Origin of the sequence: Thauera chlorobenzoica (assembly GCF_001922305.1) — a bacterium.
Classification (GTDB): Bacteria; Pseudomonadota; Gammaproteobacteria; order Burkholderiales; family Rhodocyclaceae; genus Thauera; species Thauera chlorobenzoica.
Genome location: NZ_CP018839.1, coordinates 770,117 through 786,836, shown reverse-complemented (window position 1 = coordinate 786,836; position 16,720 = coordinate 770,117). Strand labels below are relative to the sequence as shown.

Annotated in this window: 10 protein-coding genes; 4 read left to right on the top strand and 6 right to left on the bottom strand. The window is 68.2% G+C overall.

From position 1 onward, the window contains the following. Window positions 1-153 precede the first annotated feature (153 nt). From Tchl_RS03805 to ggt, 4 genes are all read left to right on the top strand, one after another. The gene (locus Tchl_RS03805) at window positions 154-660 is read left to right on the top strand and encodes an HAD domain-containing protein (RefSeq protein WP_075147224.1); all 507 of its coding nucleotides are present in this window, start codon (window positions 154-156) and stop codon (window positions 658-660) included. Between the two features lie 71 nt (window positions 661-731). Continuing rightward, complete coding sequence (locus Tchl_RS03800; protein WP_075147223.1) at window positions 732-2,135, top strand: bifunctional enoyl-CoA hydratase/phosphate acetyltransferase; 1,404 nt, start codon at window positions 732-734, stop codon at window positions 2,133-2,135. Then, window positions 2,132-3,337 (top strand): acetate/propionate family kinase, encoded by a 1,206-nt coding sequence (locus Tchl_RS03795; protein ID WP_075147222.1) that lies wholly within the window; start codon window positions 2,132-2,134, stop codon window positions 3,335-3,337. The genes Tchl_RS03800 and Tchl_RS03795 overlap by 4 nt, the downstream gene beginning before the upstream one ends. A gap of 104 nt (window positions 3,338-3,441) precedes the next feature. Next, window positions 3,442-5,181: a gamma-glutamyltransferase gene (gene ggt, locus Tchl_RS03790; RefSeq protein ID WP_075147221.1), complete on the top strand. Its 1,740-nt coding sequence runs from the start codon at window positions 3,442-3,444 to the stop codon at window positions 5,179-5,181. Window positions 5,182-5,257: 76 nt separating this feature from the next. Here the strand turns inward: ggt and Tchl_RS03785 are convergent, their stop codons facing one another. The 6 genes from Tchl_RS03785 to Tchl_RS03760 all read right to left on the bottom strand — a co-directional run bounded on the left by Tchl_RS03785 (window position 5,258) and on the right by Tchl_RS03760 (window position 16,675). Further along, the gene (locus tag Tchl_RS03785; RefSeq protein ID WP_232311650.1) at window positions 5,258-7,138 is read right to left on the bottom strand and encodes an LTA synthase family protein; all 1,881 of its coding nucleotides are present in this window, start codon (window positions 7,136-7,138) and stop codon (window positions 5,258-5,260) included. 203 nt (window positions 7,139-7,341) lie between these two features. Next, window positions 7,342-7,779 (bottom strand): type II 3-dehydroquinate dehydratase, encoded by a 438-nt coding sequence (gene aroQ / locus Tchl_RS03780; protein ID WP_075147220.1) that lies wholly within the window; start codon window positions 7,777-7,779, stop codon window positions 7,342-7,344. Window positions 7,780-7,856: 77 nt separating this feature from the next. Next, complete coding sequence (locus tag Tchl_RS03775; protein WP_075147219.1) at window positions 7,857-8,819, bottom strand: AEC family transporter; 963 nt, start codon at window positions 8,817-8,819, stop codon at window positions 7,857-7,859. Window positions 8,820-9,027: 208 nt separating this feature from the next. Then, window positions 9,028-10,491, bottom strand: a complete 1,464-nt coding sequence (locus Tchl_RS03770; RefSeq protein WP_075147218.1) for a glutamate synthase subunit beta — start codon at window positions 10,489-10,491, stop codon at window positions 9,028-9,030. After that, on the bottom strand, window positions 10,492-15,189 hold the full coding sequence (locus Tchl_RS03765; protein WP_075147217.1) for a glutamate synthase-related protein: 4,698 nt from the start codon (window positions 15,187-15,189) through the stop codon (window positions 10,492-10,494). A gap of 361 nt (window positions 15,190-15,550) precedes the next feature. Continuing rightward, window positions 15,551-16,675 carry a deoxyguanosinetriphosphate triphosphohydrolase gene (locus Tchl_RS03760; RefSeq protein WP_075147216.1) on the bottom strand — a complete coding sequence of 375 codons (1,125 nt, stop codon included), beginning with the start codon at window positions 16,673-16,675 and terminating at the stop codon, window positions 15,551-15,553. Window positions 16,676-16,720: the final 45 nt, after the last annotated feature.

Here is a 16,720-nt window from a genome sequence, read left to right as displayed (position 1 = left end):
GAAAATGCGGCACGCCCGGGCACAAGCCCGTCGGGCGACCTCCGCCGCATATGAAGTGAATACTGATATCCACATTGCAGTATGATTCAAGTATATTGCGCACCGCAACATCCAGATTCCCCCGGCCCTCCGCCCGCCTCTTGCACCCCGACCATGACGGCACAGAAAACCTACATTTTCATGGACTTCGACGGCGTCACCCACCCCCTGGGCGGAGTCGAGGATTTTCGCAGCCTGCCGCTGATCGAAGGCGTCCTGCGCGACTACGACGAGGCGCGCATCATCATCTCTTCGGACTGGCGCATGCTGTATTCGCTCCCCCGCCTGAGCGGCCGCTTTTCACCCGACATCCGCCCGCGCGTGCTCGACACCACGCCACAGCTGTTCGCCCACCAGGAGGCGGAGCTGTACGGGCTGCGCGAGCGCGAAGCGATGCTCTGGCTTTCCCACCGTCAGCTCGATGCGGCGACGACCGCCTGGTGCGCGATCGACGATGCCCCCGGCAACTGGCCGACACGTTCCCGGCTGGTGCTGACCGATTTCAAGCGCGGCTTCGGCGAGGAAGACGCAACGGCGCTGCAGCACATGCTCGAAGCGCTCCGCCAGGGGACCCGTCCCCGGGCCCGGGCGCAGCAGGAAGGTTTCATCCGCTGCGCCTGAAGGGTGAATACGCCTTCCCCGGCAACGTCTAGAATCGCATGCTGCAACCGCACATCACGAAGAGACCCGCAATGGAACATGCCGCGCCGCCGCTCATCCAGAACCGCACCTTCGACGAGATCCAGGTCGGCGACTTCGCCCAGCTCGTCCGCACCCTGCGCCCCGAGGACATCCACCTGTTCGCGGCGATGTCGGGCGACGTCAACCCCACCCACGTCGATCTCGAATATGCCCGCTCCGGCCAGTTCCGCGAAGTGGTCGGCCACAGCATGTGGGGCAGCACGCTGATCTCCACCATCCTCGGCACCGAATTTCCCGGCCCCGGCACGGTGTATGTGTCGCAGGGGCTGCACTTCTGGCGCCCGATCACGATCGGCGACACGCTGACGATCACCGTCACCTGCCGCGAAAAGTTCGAGCACGACCACCACATCCGCTTCGACTGCCTGGCGCTGAACCAGGACGGGCTGAAGGTCATCGACGGCGTCGCCGAAGTGCTGGCACCAACCGAGAAGGTCAGCCGCCCGCGCGTTGTGCTCCCCGAAGTCACGATCTCCGACCGCGAGCTGCGCTACCGCCACCTGCTGTCGATCTCGTCCGGGCTGGCGCCGATCCCGATCGCGGTCGCCCACCCCTGCGACCGCGAGTCCCTGCTCGGCCCGGTGCAGGCCGCCCGCGCCGGGCTGGTCGAGCCGATCCTGGTCGGCCCCGAAGCGCGCATCCGCGGCGTCGCCGAAGAGCACGGCATTGACCTCGCCGGACTGCGCATCGTCGACACCGAGCACAGCCACGCCTCGGCCGAGGTTGCGGTGGCGCTGTGCCGCGACGGCGGCGCCGAAGCGCTGATGAAGGGCTCGCTGCACACCGACGAAATGATGAGCGAGGTCATCCGCCACCTGCGCACCGGCCGTCGCATCAGCCACGTCTTTCTCGCCGACGTGCCGAGCTACCCCCATCCGCTGATGATCACCGACGCCGCGATCATCATCGAGCCGACCCTGATGGACAAGGTCGACATCATCCAGAACGCGATCGACCTCGCCCACATTCTCGGCCTGCCCGACCCCAAGGTCGCGATCCTGTCGGCAGTCGAGACCGTCACCCCCAAGATCCGCTCCACCATCGACGCCGCCGCGCTGTGCAAAATGGCCGACCGCGGCCAGATCCGGGGCGGGCTGCTCGACGGCCCGCTCGCCTTCGACAACGCCGTCTCGCTCGTCGCGGCCAAGACCAAGGGCATTCGCTCGGCGGTCGCCGGCCAGGCCGACATCCTGGTGGTACCCGACCTCGAATCCGGCAACATGGTCGCCAAGCAGCTCGAATACCTCGCCAACGCGCTGATGGCCGGGGTGGTACTGGGTGCGCGCGTGCCGATCGTGCTCACCAGCCGCGCCGACACCGCGGAGACACGCACCGCCTCCTGCGCCGTGGTGCAGCTGATGGCGCACAAGAAGCGCGAGGCGCTCAAAGCATGAAGGCCGTCCTCGTCCTCAACGCCGGCTCCTCGAGCCTGAAGTTTGCGCTCTATCCGATCGACGACACGGCCGGCGCGCGGGTCGCCGCGGCGCCGGCGGTCTGCGGCCAGGTCGACGGCATCGGCGCCAGCCCGGAAGTCACGCTCGAGACCGCGGCCGGCGAGCGCATCCGCGAAGCGGTCGCCACCGCCGGCGGCCAGGGCGAACAACACCGCGCCGCGCTCGAACACGTCTTCGGTCTGCTCGTCCGCCACAACCCGGCGCTCGACATCGCCGCCGCCGGCCACCGCATCGTGCACGGCGGCGAGCGCTTCAGCGCCCCCACCCGGCTCGACGAAGCGGTGCTGCGCACGCTCGACACCTTCGTCCCGCTCGCGCCCCTGCACCAGCCGCACAACCTGCGCGCGGTGCGCGCGGTCGCAGCGCTGATGCCGGGCGTGCCCCAGGTCGGCTGTTTCGACACCGCCTTCCACCGCACCCAGCCCGCGCTCGCGCAGGCTTTCGCGCTGCCACGCCGGCTGTCGGCCGAAGGCATCAAGCGTTACGGTTTTCACGGCCTGTCCTACGACTACGTCGCACGCCAGTTGCCCGCGCTGATCGGCGAGCGCGCCAAGGGCGCGGTGGTGATCGCCCACCTCGGCAACGGCGCCTCGATGTGCGCGCTGCGCGACGGCAAAAGCGTCGCCTCGACGATGGGCTTCACCGCGCTCGAAGGCCTGATGATGGGCACCCGCAGCGGCAGCCTCGACCCCGGCGTGATGCTCTACCTGATGGAGCAGAAGGGGATGGACACGAAAACCCTGACCAAGCTGCTCTACAAGGAGTCGGGCCTGCTCGGCGTCTCCGGCATCAGCCAGGACATGCGCACCCTGCTCGCCTCGGCCGCGCCCGAGGCGGAGGAAGCGGTGGACCTGTTCTGCTACCGCATCGCGCGCGAACTCGGCTCGCTCGCCGCCGCCGCCGGCGGGCTGGACGCGCTGGTGTTCACCGGCGGCATCGGCGAGCACGCCGCCCCGGTGCGCGAGAAAGTCGCCGCGTGGTCGGCCTGGCTCGGGATCACGATCGACCCCGCCGCCAACGCCACCCCCGCCGGCCACGCCCGCCGCCTCGACACCGCAGGCAGCCGCGTCGCGGTCGCCGTGGTGCCGACCGACGAGGAGCGCATGATCGCGCGGTATACCGCCGAGACCCTCGGGCTGTAACGCCCTGCCGCGACGCCCCGGCGGCGCCCACCCGGGTATTCCCGCCTTGGGCACGGTCGCTGCCCGGTGCTACCGTCATGCTCCCCGGCACGACGGAGCAGCCCGTGAGAAGACAGATCCTGCTCGCCGCCGCGGTCATGATGGCCGCCTTCGGCGCCCTGGCGAAGCAGCCGGTCGATACCGGCCGCGGCGGCGCCGTCGCCACCGTTTCCGACGAAGCCAGCCGGGCCGCGATCGAGATCCTCGACGGCGGCGGCAACGCGGTCGATGCCGCGGTCGCCGCGGCGGCCACGCTCGGCGTCACCGAGCCCTTCAGCTGCGGCATCGGCGGCGGTGGCTTCATGCTGATTTATGCCGCCAGGGACAGGCGTGTGATCGCCATCGACCACCGCGAGGCGGCCCCGGCGAGCGCTCATCCGGGCATGTTCGGGAACGCCGACGGCAGCGAGATGGCGTGGAAGGCCGCGGTGGCCAGCGGCCTCTCGGTGGGGGTGCCCGGCACCGTGCGCGGCTGGCACGAGGCGCTGGCGCGCTACGGCACGATGGGCCTGGCGCAGGTGCTGGCGCCGGCGATCCGCGTCGCCGAGGAAGGGTTCACCGTCGGCGCCAATTTCCACCGCATCAACGCCGCCAACGAGGCCAAGTTCGCACGCTTTTCCACCGCATCCGCGCTCTACCTGCAAGACGGCAAGGCGCTGCCGCTCGGCAGCGTACACCGCAACCCCGATCTGGCGCGGACCTACCGCGCCCTCGCCGACGGTGGCGTGAAGGCTTTCTACGAAGGGCCGATCGCAGCCAGCATCGTCGCCGCGGTCCGGCACCCGCCAGCCAGTCCGGGCATCGAAGCGCTCGCCGGCAACATGACGATGGCCGACCTCAAGGACTACGAAGCGCGCATCCGCCAACCGATCCGCTCGACCTACCGCGGCTACGAGATTTACGGCATGCCCGCCCCCTCGAGCGGGGGGATCGCGATCGCCCAGGCGCTCAACCTGCTCGAGAGCTTCGAGCTCGCCGGCCGGCCGCGCGCCGAGATCGAGCACCTCTACCTCGAAGCTTCGCGCCTGGCCTTCGCCGACCGCAACGCCTACCTCGCCGACGAGGAATTCGTCGATGTGCCCAAGGACGGTCTGCTGTCGAAGGCCTACGCCCGCCAGCGCGCGCAGCGCATCGGCGCCACCGCCGCGGCGGGCAAGGTCGCGGCGGGCGATCCCTACGCCTTCGAGGACGACCGCTCGGTGCCGCTACGCCCGCAGCCGAGCCCGCTCGCGCAGGAGTCGATGCACACCACCCACCTCGCGGTGTCCGACCGCGAAGGCAACGTCGTCGCCTACACTTTCACCATCGAGGACTGGGGCGGCAGCGGCATCGTCGTCCCCGGGCGCGGCTTCCTGCTCAACAACGAGCTGACCGACTTCGACTTCAAGGGCCCGCACCCCAACCTGCCCGAAGCCTACAAGCGCCCGCGCTCGAGCATGAGCCCGACCATCGTGCTGCGCGACGGCGCAGCGGCGTTCACGATCGGCTCGCCGGGCGGCTCGACGATCATCACCACCGTGCTGCAGATCCTCGTCAACCACATCGATCTCGGCATGAGCCTGGCCGATGCCGTGGCCGCACCGCGCATGAGCCAGCGCAACGGCGACACCACCCTGGTCGAGACCCTGCTCGACTTTCCCGCCAGCGCGCAGGCGCAGGCGCTCGCCGCAAAGGGGCACCGCTGGCGCGAGACCGCCCAGATCGGTGCCGCCAACGGCATCCGCTTCAACGCCGACGGCAGCGTGACCGCGGTCAGCGAGCCGCTGCGCCACGGCGGCGGCAGCGCGATCGTGCAGCGGCCATAGGCCCGGAGCCAGCAGGCTCGGGCCCCCCTCGTGGGGGTGCGCGGGTGGGCAAAAAAGCAGCCCGGCTGCAAAACCTTCAGGCTTCGGGCTGGGGATCTCCAGCCCCCGCTTCGAGGGCGGATTCGGGCGCGATGTCGGCGGCCTCCAGCTCCACCGTCTGCAGCGCACGCAGGCGCGCGGGTGCCTGCAGCGCATGCTGGGCACCGCTGAACAGGTCGCGCTTGAGGATATCCACCGCCTCGACCCAGGCCGTGGACGGTTCGCAGCCGGGCAGGCGTTCACCGCCGCGGCACACCGTCAGCTGCCGGCCCTCGACGGCGAAGTGCATCCCCGGCAGCGGGCGCACGCGCACCACGTCATTGCTGCGGGCGGTAAAACGGAGCATGGTGTCGCGCCCGTCACCGAGCAGATCGAGGATCAGCGCAGGCAGCGCGTAGATCGGCAGATCACCGGTGCGCAGCGGCCCGCGCCGGCCGTCGATCACCACCAGTGGCGTCGCCACCAGGGTGCGGAACATTTCATCGTCGAACTCGGCGCGGTCGGGCGCGAGCAGGCCCGACTCGACATACCCGCCATGGTTCCAGCCCAGCGACGGCAGGTGGTCGCCGAACAGCACCACGATCGCATCGGGGTCGCGGCGGCGCAGTTCGCCGAGAAAGGCCATCAGCTCGCGCGACTTGTAATAGACCGTGTTGGCATAGGCGCGGACCAGGGGATTGTCGTCCGTGGTCGTGATGCGTTCGGGACGGCGTTCGTTGAGCGGATAGTCGAGATGGCCGAAATAGGTCAGCACATAGTTGAACACCGGTTGCGCGCCGTCGAGCTGCGGTCCGATGCGCTCGAGCACCTGGCGGTAGAGCGAAGCGTCGCCGAGGAACTCGCCGTTCATGTCGTCGAGGACGAAGTCGCGGGCGGACCAGTATTGCTCGAAGCCGACCCGGTGGTAGGCGTTGATGCGGTTCCAGAACGGTGCCGCGTTCGGATGCGAGGCGACGCTGCGATAGCCCGCCTCGCCGAGATGGCGCGGCAGACAGGGCACGTCGCGGCGCAGCCGGCCCTCGAAGAACACCGCGTCGGTCTTCACCGGGAAACCGCACAAGGCCTCGAACTCGGCGTTCGCGGTGTAGCCGCCGAACACCGGCGACAGCGCGCGGGCATGGCCGGCGGCCTTCCACAGGCGGCGGAAGGCCGGGTCGAAGGGGTCAGCCGACAGTCCCGCGGCGTTCAGCGCGGTCGGATCCCAGAACGATTCGAGCACGATCATGTGGACGTTGCGCCCGCCGCGCGGCGCCGCCCCCGCGGCGGCCTTCAGGAAGGGATCGGGCTGCCCACTGCCGAGCAGCGCCAGCGCATCGTCGACGTCGCCGGCCGCCGGCGCCGCCCCGCGGCGGGCAAAGTTGCGGACGGACTCCTGCACCAGGTGCAGGGGCAGGCCGCGCATTTCGTAGTTGCCGCGCTGGTTCCATACCCAGTCACCGAAGCGCGCGTCCAGCCAGGCACCGGCCGGCGCCGGCTGCGCCAGCAAGGCCGAAAGCGCGGCGAGCGCCAGGCCGAGCACCGCCCACGCCTGCGGCCGGCGCCAGGCGAACATCCAGGCGAGGAAGGCCGGCGGCAGCACGAGCATGGCCACACTGGCCCACAGCTGCCAGCCTTCCAGCAGCAGGAACAGGTTTCTTGCCGCGACGAAGTCGTCCGGCATCACCGGCCCGCCGAGCACGGCGAGCTTGATCGCGTTGCCGAGGGTGAACGCGGAGAACAGCACACCCATCGCCACCGCGAAGCGCGCCAGGCTGCGCGCCATCGCGAACATCACGGCGCCGATCAGCAGATGCGCGGCGAGATCCCGCGCCCAGGCTCCGGAGCCAGGTCCGACGCCGAAGAAAAGGTGGATCCCCCACTGCGCGACGACATACCAGGCCGCGACCAGCGCCAGTGCCCAGCCCCATTCACGCACCACCGGCCGGTGCCGGGGGCGGGAACGACAGCAGGGGCGGAGCGGGATTCGAAGTCGGGCATCGCGGAGGCGGAGACGGAGGCGGGAGGCCGCATCATAATTCCGTAACCTCGCCGGGGGGCGGATTCCGCGCCTTTCCGGTGGCGGAAATTGCGACAAGGTTTTGCCATCCCTCGCCCCGGGGCGGCTCCGCCCGCTCGCCCCGTTCAGCGCAGCCTGGTGGCGATGTACTGCAGGGCGAGGCCGTAGCCTGGCGTACCGAAGCCGGCCATCACCGCCTCGGCGAGGTCCGACAGGTAGGAATGGTGGCGGAAGGGCTCGCGCTTGTGCACGTTGGAGATGTGCAGCTCGACGAAGGGGATCGCCACTCCAGCGAGCGCGTCGCGGATCGCCACGCTGGTGTGGGTGTAGGCGCCCGGATTGATCAGCACGAACGCGACCCCTTCGCCGCGGGCCTGGTGGATGCGCTCGACGATGGCCCCTTCGTGGTTGCTCTGGAAGCAGGACACCTCGAGGCCGAGCGCCTTGCCCTGCGCAACCAGGCCGTTCTCGACGTCGGCCAGCGTTGTCGCGCCGTAGATGTGGGGCTCGCGCGTGCCGAGCAGATTGAGGTTGGGTCCGTTGATGACAAGAACCTTGCTCATGAAGATCACTCCTGGTGAATGAAGGATGGAACGGCCCGCAGGCGCACGCGCGGAACATGCTCCCCTGGCCGGGTTGCCTAACCCAGGCCGGCCCCGGCCAGCAGGCCCGCCCTGCCGAGCGCCCAGATCCACAGCGTGATGCTGGCGAAAGAAACCACCGTGGTCACCACCAGCGCCGCCGAACACAGGTTTTCCTGGCCGTACTGCTGGCCGAAGATCGGATAGATGCTCATCATCGGCACGCAGGCGATCAGCACCGCCACCGCCTGGTAGGCGGGTTCGATCCCGGGCACGAGCAGCAGCGCCAGCACCACCGCTGCAGGATGGAGCACGAGCTTGGCGAAGACGATCAGGCCGACGTCGCCGAGCATGCCGCCGACCGGCGCCCGGGCGAGATTGCCGCCGACGACGAACAGCGCCACCCCGGCCGAGGTCACCGACAGCAGGTCGATCGCCTTGACCGCCGGCGTGGGAATCGTCAGTTCGAGCAGCGAGGCCAGAAACCCCGCGCTGATCGCGATCACCAGCGGATTCTTCAGCAGTCGCTCGAAGATCCGCAGCAGCGCGGGGAGCAGGCCCGCGCCCGGCTTGCCCAGACTTTCCGCCGCGGCCAGCAGCAACGGCAGCATCATCAGGTTCTCCACCATCACCACCAGGGCGACGATCACCGACGCCACCGGCCCGACCACCTGCAGCGCGATCGGCAGGCCGAGGAAGATGCTGTTCGACATCGAGCCGCCCATGCCGATGAGAACCGCCGTCAGCGGCGCGCGCCTTGCCGCGTAGCGGGCGAACAGCGCCACTGCGGCACAGGCCAGCAGCGAACCGAGCAGATAGGCGAGGAGGAAACGCAGGTTCATGATCTCGCCGATGCTGCGCTGCGACAAGGTCTTGAACAGCATCGCCGGCAGGGCGAACTGGATCACGAAGCGCCCCATCGCGCGGACGTCGGTGCTGGAAAAAAGCCCGGCGCGTACCGCGCCGAAGCCGGCCCCGATCAGGATGAAAACGGGCGTGGTGATGGCGAGAATATCCAGCATCCGCGTGCGAACCCCATGCAATGAAAAGGCGGTCCGCAGACCGCCTCGAAGAATGCCTATGGTAACCCGCTTCAGCGCGCCGCTCACCGGGGAAGGAGACTTTCCCCCATCAGGAACTCATCGACTGCACGCGCGCATTGGCGACCTTCGCCTTGCGGGCCGGTCGGCCCGCAATCGTCCACTCGCCCCGCGCAGGGCGATAAGCCGTTCACCGGGGAAGGAGGCTCTCGCCCATCAGGAACTCATCGACTGCACGCGCGCATTGGCGGCCTTCGCGAATCGCCCACACTACCAGCGACTGGCCGCGGCGGATGTCGCCGGCGGCGAACACCTTGGGTGCGCTGGTGGCGTAGCAGCCTTCGCCATCGGTGCTCGCCTTGGCGTTGCCGCGCGCGTCCTTGTCGACGCCGAAGGCGTCGAGCACGCCGCCCACCGGCTGGGTGAAACCCATCGCGAACAGCACCAGGTCGGCCTTGATCTCGAACTCCGAGCCCGGCACTTCGGACATCCTGCCGTCCTTCCATTCCAGGCGGCAGGCCTTGAGCGCCTTGACCTTGCCGTTCTTGCCGATGAACTCCTTGGTGGCAACGGCGAAGTCGCGCTCGCAGCCCTCCTCGTGCGAGGACGAGGTACGCAGCCGGGTCGGCCAGTACGGCCACACCAGCGGCTTGTTCTCCTGTGCGGGCGGCATCGGCATCAGCTCGAACTGGGTCACGCTCGCGGCACCGTGGCGGTTGGAGGTGCCGACGCAGTCGGAGCCGGTGTCACCGCCGCCGATGACGACGACGTGCTTGCCCTTGGCCGAGATCGGGTTGGGCTTGTCGCCGGCGACCTGCTTGTTCTGCGGGATCAGGAATTCGAGGGCGAAATGCACCCCGCCGAGCTCGCGCCCCGGCACCGGCAGGTCGCGCGGCACTTCGGCTCCCCCCGCCAGCACGACGGCATCGAACTCGCGCTGCAGCTGCTCGGCGTCGATCGTTTCCCTGGCGTCATTGACGATGCCGGCCGGCATCTCCCTGGCGCCGACCAGCACCCCGGTGCGGAAGGTGACGCCTTCGGCCTGCATCTGCTCGACGCGGCGGTCGATCAGCCCCTTGCCCATCTTGAAATCGGGAATGCCGTAGCGCAGCAGGCCGCCGATGCGGTCGTTCTTCTCGAACACGGTCACCGCGTGGCCGGCGCGTGCCAGTTGCTGGGCGGCCGCCAGGCCGGCCGGGCCGGAGCCGACCACCGCCACCTTCTTGCCGGTCTTCGCGGCGGCGGGCTGGGGAAGGACCCAGCCTTCTTCCCAGGCCTTGTCGATGATCGCGTGCTCGATCGACTTGATCCCCACCGCGTCGGTGTTGATGTTCAGCGTGCATGCGGCCTCACACGGCGCCGGGCAGATGCGGCCGGTGAACTCGGGGAAGTTGTTGGTCGAGTGCAGCACCTCGATCGCCTCGCGCCAGTGGCCGCGATATACCAGGTCGTTCCAGTCCGGGATGATGTTGTTGACCGGACAGCCGTTGTTGCAGAACGGGACGCCGCAATCCATGCAGCGCGCGCCCTGGATCGAGGCCTGCTCGTCGGTGAGGCGGGCAACGAATTCCTTGTAGCTCTTCACGCGCTTGTCGACCGGCTCGTAAGCCTCCGACAGGCGCTGATATTCCATGAAACCAGTGGGCTTGCCCATTTATGCGGCCTCCTTCTTTGCTTCGCGCTGCCCGTTCCTCGTTTCGGCCATTTCGGCCAGCGCGCGACGGTACTCGTGCGGGAACACCTTGACGAACTTCTTGCGCCAGGTGGCCCAGTTGTTCAGGATCTCGCGGGCGCGCACGCTGCCGGCGAAGCGGACGTGGCGCTCGATCAGGCCCTTCAGGATGAGCTCGTCGCCCATCGTCAGGTGGTCGATGTCGACGCGGCCGTGGGATTCGAGGTCGTCACCGGACTCGGAACCCTTGCGCGCGGCGATCTCGTCGGGCAGCGGCTCGAGCGCCACCTGGGCCATGTTGCAGCGCTGCTCGAAACTGCCGTCCTCGTCGAGGACATAGGCGACACCGCCCGACATGCCGGCGGCGAAGTTGCGCCCGGTCTGGCCAAGCACCACCACCGTGCCGCCGGTCATGTATTCGCAGCCGTGGTCGCCCACGCCCTCCACCACCGCGGTGGCGCCCGAGTTGCGCACCGCGAAGCGCTCGCCGGCGACGCCGGCGAAGTACACCTCGCCTTCGGTCGCACCGTACAGCACGGTGTTGCCGACGATGATGTTGCTGCCGGTCTCGCCGCGGAACTCGGCCTTCGGGCGCACGATGATGCGCCCGCCCGACAGGCCCTTGCCGACGTAGTCGTTGCCTTCACCGACCAGCTCGAGGGTGATGCCGCGCGCGAGGAAGGCGCCGAAGCTCTGTCCCGCGGTGCCGTTGAGGCGGATGTGGATGGTGTCGCTGGGCAGGCCGGGATGGCCGTATTTCGCCGCCACCTGACCGGACAGCATCGCCCCGACGGTGCGGTTGATGTTGCGCACGGCGAGGTCGATGTTGACCTTCTCGCCCTTCTCCAGCGCCGGCCGGGCAAGGGCGATCAGCTGCTTGTCGAGCGCGCCTTCGAGCCCATGGTCCTGAGTATCGACGTGCAGCCGCGGCACTTCGGCCGGCACCGGCGGCAGGTAGAAGATGCGCGAGTAGTCCAGGCCCTGCGCCTTCCAGTGGGCGATGCCCTTCTTCATGTCGAGCAGGTCGGCGCGGCCGATCAGCTCGTCGAACTTGCGGATGCCGAGCTGGGCCATCAGTTCGCGCACTTCCTCGGCGATGAAGAAGAAGTAGTTCACCACGTGCTCGGGCTGGCCGGAGAAGCGCGCGCGCAGCACCGGGTCCTGGGTGGCGACGCCGACCGGGCAGGTGTTGAGGTGGCACTTGCGCATCATGATGCAGCCTTCGACGACCAGCGGTGCGGTGGCGAAGCCGAACTCGTCGGCGCCGAGCAGGGCGCCGATGACGACGTCGCGGCCGGTCTTGATCTGGCCGTCGACCTGCACCCGCACGCGCCCGCGCAGGCGGTTGAGCACCAGGGTCTGCTGGGTCTCGGCCAGCCCCAGCTCCCACGGCGAGCCGGCATGCTTGATCGAGCTCCAGGGGCTCGCCCCGGTGCCGCCGTCATGGCCGGCGACGACGATGTGGTCGGCCTTGGCCTTGGCCACGCCGGCGGCCACGGTGCCGATGCCGATCTCGGATACCAGCTTCACCGAAATGCTCGCCGCCGGGTTGGTGTTCTTGAGGTCGTGGATCAGCTGCGCCAGATCTTCGATGGAATAGATGTCGTGGTGCGGCGGCGGCGAGATGAGGCCGACGCCCGGCACCGAATGGCGCAGGAAGCCGATGTACTCGGAGACCTTGTGGCCGGGGAGCTGGCCGCCCTCGCCGGGCTTGGCGCCTTGGGCCATCTTGATCTGGATCTGGTCGGCGTTGGCCAGGTACTCGGCGGTGACGCCGAAACGGCCCGAGGCCACCTGCTTGATCGCCGAGCGCAGCGAATCGCCGGCGTTCAGTTCGAGGTCGCGGGCGATGCGGTTCTCACCGATCACCTGCGACAGCCGGATCGCCTCGGTCAGCGGCTTGAAGCGCATCGGGTCCTCGCCGCCTTCGCCGGTGTTCGACTTGCCGCCGATGCGGTTCATCGCCACCGCCAGCGTGGTGTGGGCCTCGGTCGAGATCGAGCCGAGCGACATCGCCCCGGTGGCGAAGCGCTTGACGATCTCCTTCGCCGGCTCGACCTCGTCGAGCGCGACCGGGGTGGCCGACGCCTTGAGCTCGAACAGGCCGCGCAGGGTCATGTGCCGGCGGCTCTGGTCGTTGATGATGTGGGCGTATTCCTTGTAGGTGTCGGACCTGCCCGAGCGGGTGGCGTGCTGGAGCTTGGCGATCGCATCCGGCGTCCACATGTGCTCTTCGCCGCGGGTGCGGAAGGCGTACTCGCCGCCGGCCTCGAGCATGTCGTGGAGCACCGGGTCGGTGCTGAAGGCGGCCTTGTGCAGGCGGATCGACTCTTCCATGACCTCGAACACGCCGATGCCCTCAACCTGGCTGGTGGTGCCGGTGAAGTACTTGTCGAGCAGCGCCTGCTTGAGGCCGACGGCCTCGAAGATCTGCGCCCCGGTGTAGGACATGTAGGTGGAGATGCCCATCTTCGACATCACCTTCATCAGGCCCTTGCCGATCGCCTTGACGAAGTGCTTGACGTACCTGGCCGCGGTCTCGGTGTCGTCGGCCATGTGCTGCAGGGTCTCGAGCGCGAGATAGGGGTGGACGGCTTCGGCACCGTAGCCGGCGAGCACGGCGAAGTGGTGCACTTCGCGCGCGGAACCGGTCTCCACCACCAGGCCGGCGCGGGTGCGCAGGCCCTTCGCCACCAGGTGCTGGTGGATCGCCGACAGCGCCAGCAGCGCGGGAATCGCGATGCGCTCGGCCGACAGCTTGCGGTCGGACACGATCAGGATGTTGTTGCCGCCCAGCACCGCGTTCTCGGCGTCCGCGCACAGCGAGGCCAGGCGCGCCTCGACGCCTTCCTTGCCCCATTCGGCCGGATAGCAGATGTCGAGCTCGGCGGAGCGGAACTTGTTCTGGGTGTAGCGCGCGATGTTGCGGATCTTGGCCATGCCGGCGAAGTCGAGCACCGGCTGGCTGACCTCGAGGCGGAACGGCGGGTTGATCTCGTTGATCTCGAGCAGGTTGGGCTTGGGGCCGATGAAGGACACCAGCGACATCACCATCTGCTCGCGGATCGGGTCGATCGGCGGGTTGGTGACCTGGGCGAAGAGCTGGCGGAAGTAGTTGAACAGCGGCTTGTTCTTGCTCGACAGCACCGCCAGCGGCGAGTCGTTGCCCATCGAGCCGGTGCCTTCCTCGCCGCTCTTGCCCATCGGCTCGAGGATGAACTTGATGTCCTCCTGGGTGTAGCCGAAGGCCTGCTGGCGGTCGAGCAGCGGCGCGACGCGCTCGCCGCGGGCGGCGGCGGTGTCAGCCACGGCGGGCACTTCGAGGGTGTCGAGCTTGATGTTGATCCGGCGCAGCCAGTCAGCATAGGGCCGGGCGTTGGCGAGCGACTCCTTGAGTTCCTGGTCGCAGATGATGCGCCCCTGCTCCATGTCGATCAGGAACATCTTGCCCGGCTGCAGGCGCCACTTCTTGACGATCTTGCTGTCGGGGATCGGCAGCACACCGGACTCGGAGGCCATGACGACAAGGTCGTCGTCGGTGACCAGGTAGCGCGCCGGGCGCAGGCCGTTGCGGTCGAGCGTGGCGCCGATCTGGCGGCCGTCGGTGAACGCCACCGCGGCGGGGCCGTCCCACGGCTCCATCATCGCCGCGTGGTACTCGTAGAAGGCGCGGCGCTTCTCGTCCATCTGCGAATGCGACTCCCAGGCTTCCGGAATCATCATCATCATCGCGTGGGCGAGCGAGTAGCCGCTCATCACCAGCAGTTCGAGGGCATTGTCGAAGGAGGCCGAGTCGGACTGGCCGGGGTAGATCAGCGGCCAGATCTTTTCCAGGTCGGCGCCGAGCAGCGGCGAATGCACCCCCTTTTCGCGCGCGCGCATCCAGTTGTAGTTGCCGCGCAAGGTGTTGATCTCGCCGTTATGGGCGATGTAGCGGAACGGATGGGCGAGGTTCCACTTCGGAAAGGTGTTGGTCGAGAAGCGCTGGTGCACCAGCGACAGCGCCGAGACCGCGCGCCGATCGACGAGGTCGCGATAGTACTCGCCGACCTGGTTCGCCAGCAGCAGGCCCTTGTAGTTCACCGTGCGTGCCGACATCGACACCATGTAGAACTCCTTGCCGTGCTTGAGCTGCAGCGCGGCAATGGCATTGGCGGCGCGGCGGCGCACGACGTAGAGCTTGCGTTCGAGCGCTTCGGTGACCATGACGTCGGCACCGCGGCCGATGAAGATCTGGCGGATCACCGGCTCCTTGGCCTTCACCGTCGGCGACATCGGCATGGCGTGATTGACCGGAACGTCGCGCCAGCCGAGCACGACCTGGCCTTCGCCGACCACCGCACGCTCGATTTCTTCCTCGCAGGCGAGGCGCGAGGCGGCTTCCTTGGGCATGAACACCATGCCGACGCCATACTCGCCGGGGAGCGGCAGGGCCACGCCCTGTTGCGCCATCTCCTCGCGGTAGAGCTGATCCGGGATCTGGATCAGGATGCCGGCGCCGTCACCTTGCAGCGGATCGGCACCGACCGCGCCCCGGTGATCGAGGTTTTTCAGGATTTCGAGGCCCTGCAGGATGATGTCATGACGTTTCTCGCCCTTGATGTGGGCGATGAAACCCACGCCACAGGCATCGTGTTCATTGGCGGGGTCGTAAAGACCCTGCTTTTGGGGCTGATCCATCTTCTTTTCCTCAAACGACACGCAAGATCACGCGCATGGGGGCCGACAAAGGCCTTTCAAACCGGAAGGCCTGATAAACCGAACGCGCACAAAAAAGCCGGGCGCGCGCGCACCGGCTTTGTGATTTGCACCAGACTGGTGCAAAAACAACTGTTTGATGACCAGGACCGCAGGAGCGGAGGCTCCGCATGCACCATTTTGGACACCGCCACCAGCCTCGCTGTTGACAAAAAAACTATACGCCCGAGAACTCCAGGGTTCAAGGAGTTTTTGCACTGCGGCACGGCCGTGCCCCGCAGCGTCCGCGAGACGTGCGCCCGCCTTCCGCCTGCTACCGCCGGCCGCATCCGGCAATGCGGCTTCAGTGGATCTCGCCCACCGCGAACAGCCGGCGGTGCTCCTTCATCGCGTAGCGGTCGGTCATCCCGGCGATGTAGTCGGCGATCGCGCGCGGCGTGTCCTCGCGTGCCATCGCCTGGTACTGCGGCGGCAGGATGTGGGGATCGGCCATGAAGGCATCGAACAGCTCGGTGACGATGCGGCGCGCCTTGTTGGTCATGCGCAGCACCTGGTAATGGCGGTACAGCTTCTGGTGGAGGAAAGTCTTCAGTTCGCGCAGGCGCGGCAGCAAGCCGTCGGAGTAGGCCACCAGGCGGCCGGCGGCGCGCACCTCGGCCAGGGTCCCTACGCCACTGGTGGCGAGGTTGGCGCGGGTCTGGGCGATGAGGTCGATCACCATCAGCTGGATCATCCGGCGCACGGTCTCGTTGATCAGCTTGCGCCCGCCCAGGCCCGGCCAGCGCGCTTCGACTTCGCGGCGCTGGGTGGCGAACAGGCTCACGTCCTCGAGCTGCTCGAGCGTGATCAGCCCCGAACGCAGACCGTCATCGACATCGTGGTTGTTGTAGGCGATCTCGTCGGCGAGGTTGGCGAGCTGGGCTTCGAGCGAAGGCTGGGTGCGCTCGAGGAAGCGCTGCCCGAGCTCGCCGAGGCGCAGCGCGTTGGCGTGCGAACAGTGCTTGAGAATGCCCTCGCGGGTCTCGAACATCAGGTTCAGGCCGTCGAATGCGGCGTAGCGGTCTTCGAGCAGATCGACGGTGCGCAGCGACTGCAGGTTGTGCTCGAAGCCGCCATGTTCCTTCATGCAGGCGTTCAACGCTTCCTGGCCGGCGTGGCCGAACGGGGTATGGCCGAGGTCGTGGGCGAGGGCGACGGCTTCGGCGAGGTCCTCGTTGAGGCCGAGCTGGCGGGCGATGCCGCGGGTGATCTGGGCGACCTCGATGCTGTGGGTGAGGCGGGTGCGGAACAGGTCGCCCTCGTGGTTCACGAACACCTGGGTCTTGTATTCGAGACGGCGGAAGGCGGTGGAATGGACGATGCGGTCGCGGTCGCGCTGGAACTGGCCGCGCGCGAGCGGAGCCGGCTCATCGTGCTGGCGGCCGCGGGAAGCGGCCTCGGTGACGGCATAGGGGGCGAGCTGGAGCATGCGGTTTTCCTCCGGGCCGAAGTCGATCGCGGTTCCCGTCGTTTG

Excerpts from the sequence above, each read along its gene's own strand:
- aroQ (WP_075147220.1), bottom strand. The coding sequence starts at position 7,779 with ATGAGCAAGGTTCTTGTCATCAACGGACCCAACCTCAATCTGCTCGGC.
- Tchl_RS03795 (WP_075147222.1), top strand. The coding sequence starts at position 2,132 with ATGAAGGCCGTCCTCGTCCTCAACGCCGGCTCCTCGAGCCTGAAGTTT.
- Tchl_RS03775 (WP_075147219.1), bottom strand. The coding sequence starts at position 8,819 with ATGCTGGATATTCTCGCCATCACCACGCCCGTTTTCATCCTGATCGGG.
- Tchl_RS03760 (WP_075147216.1), bottom strand. The coding sequence starts at position 16,675 with ATGCTCCAGCTCGCCCCCTATGCCGTCACCGAGGCCGCTTCCCGCGGC.
- Tchl_RS03800 (WP_075147223.1), top strand. The coding sequence starts at position 732 with ATGGAACATGCCGCGCCGCCGCTCATCCAGAACCGCACCTTCGACGAG.
- Tchl_RS03805 (WP_075147224.1), top strand. The coding sequence starts at position 154 with ATGACGGCACAGAAAACCTACATTTTCATGGACTTCGACGGCGTCACC.
- Tchl_RS03765 (WP_075147217.1), bottom strand. The coding sequence starts at position 15,189 with ATGGATCAGCCCCAAAAGCAGGGTCTTTACGACCCCGCCAATGAACAC.
- Tchl_RS03770 (WP_075147218.1), bottom strand. The coding sequence starts at position 10,491 with ATGGGCAAGCCCACTGGTTTCATGGAATATCAGCGCCTGTCGGAGGCT.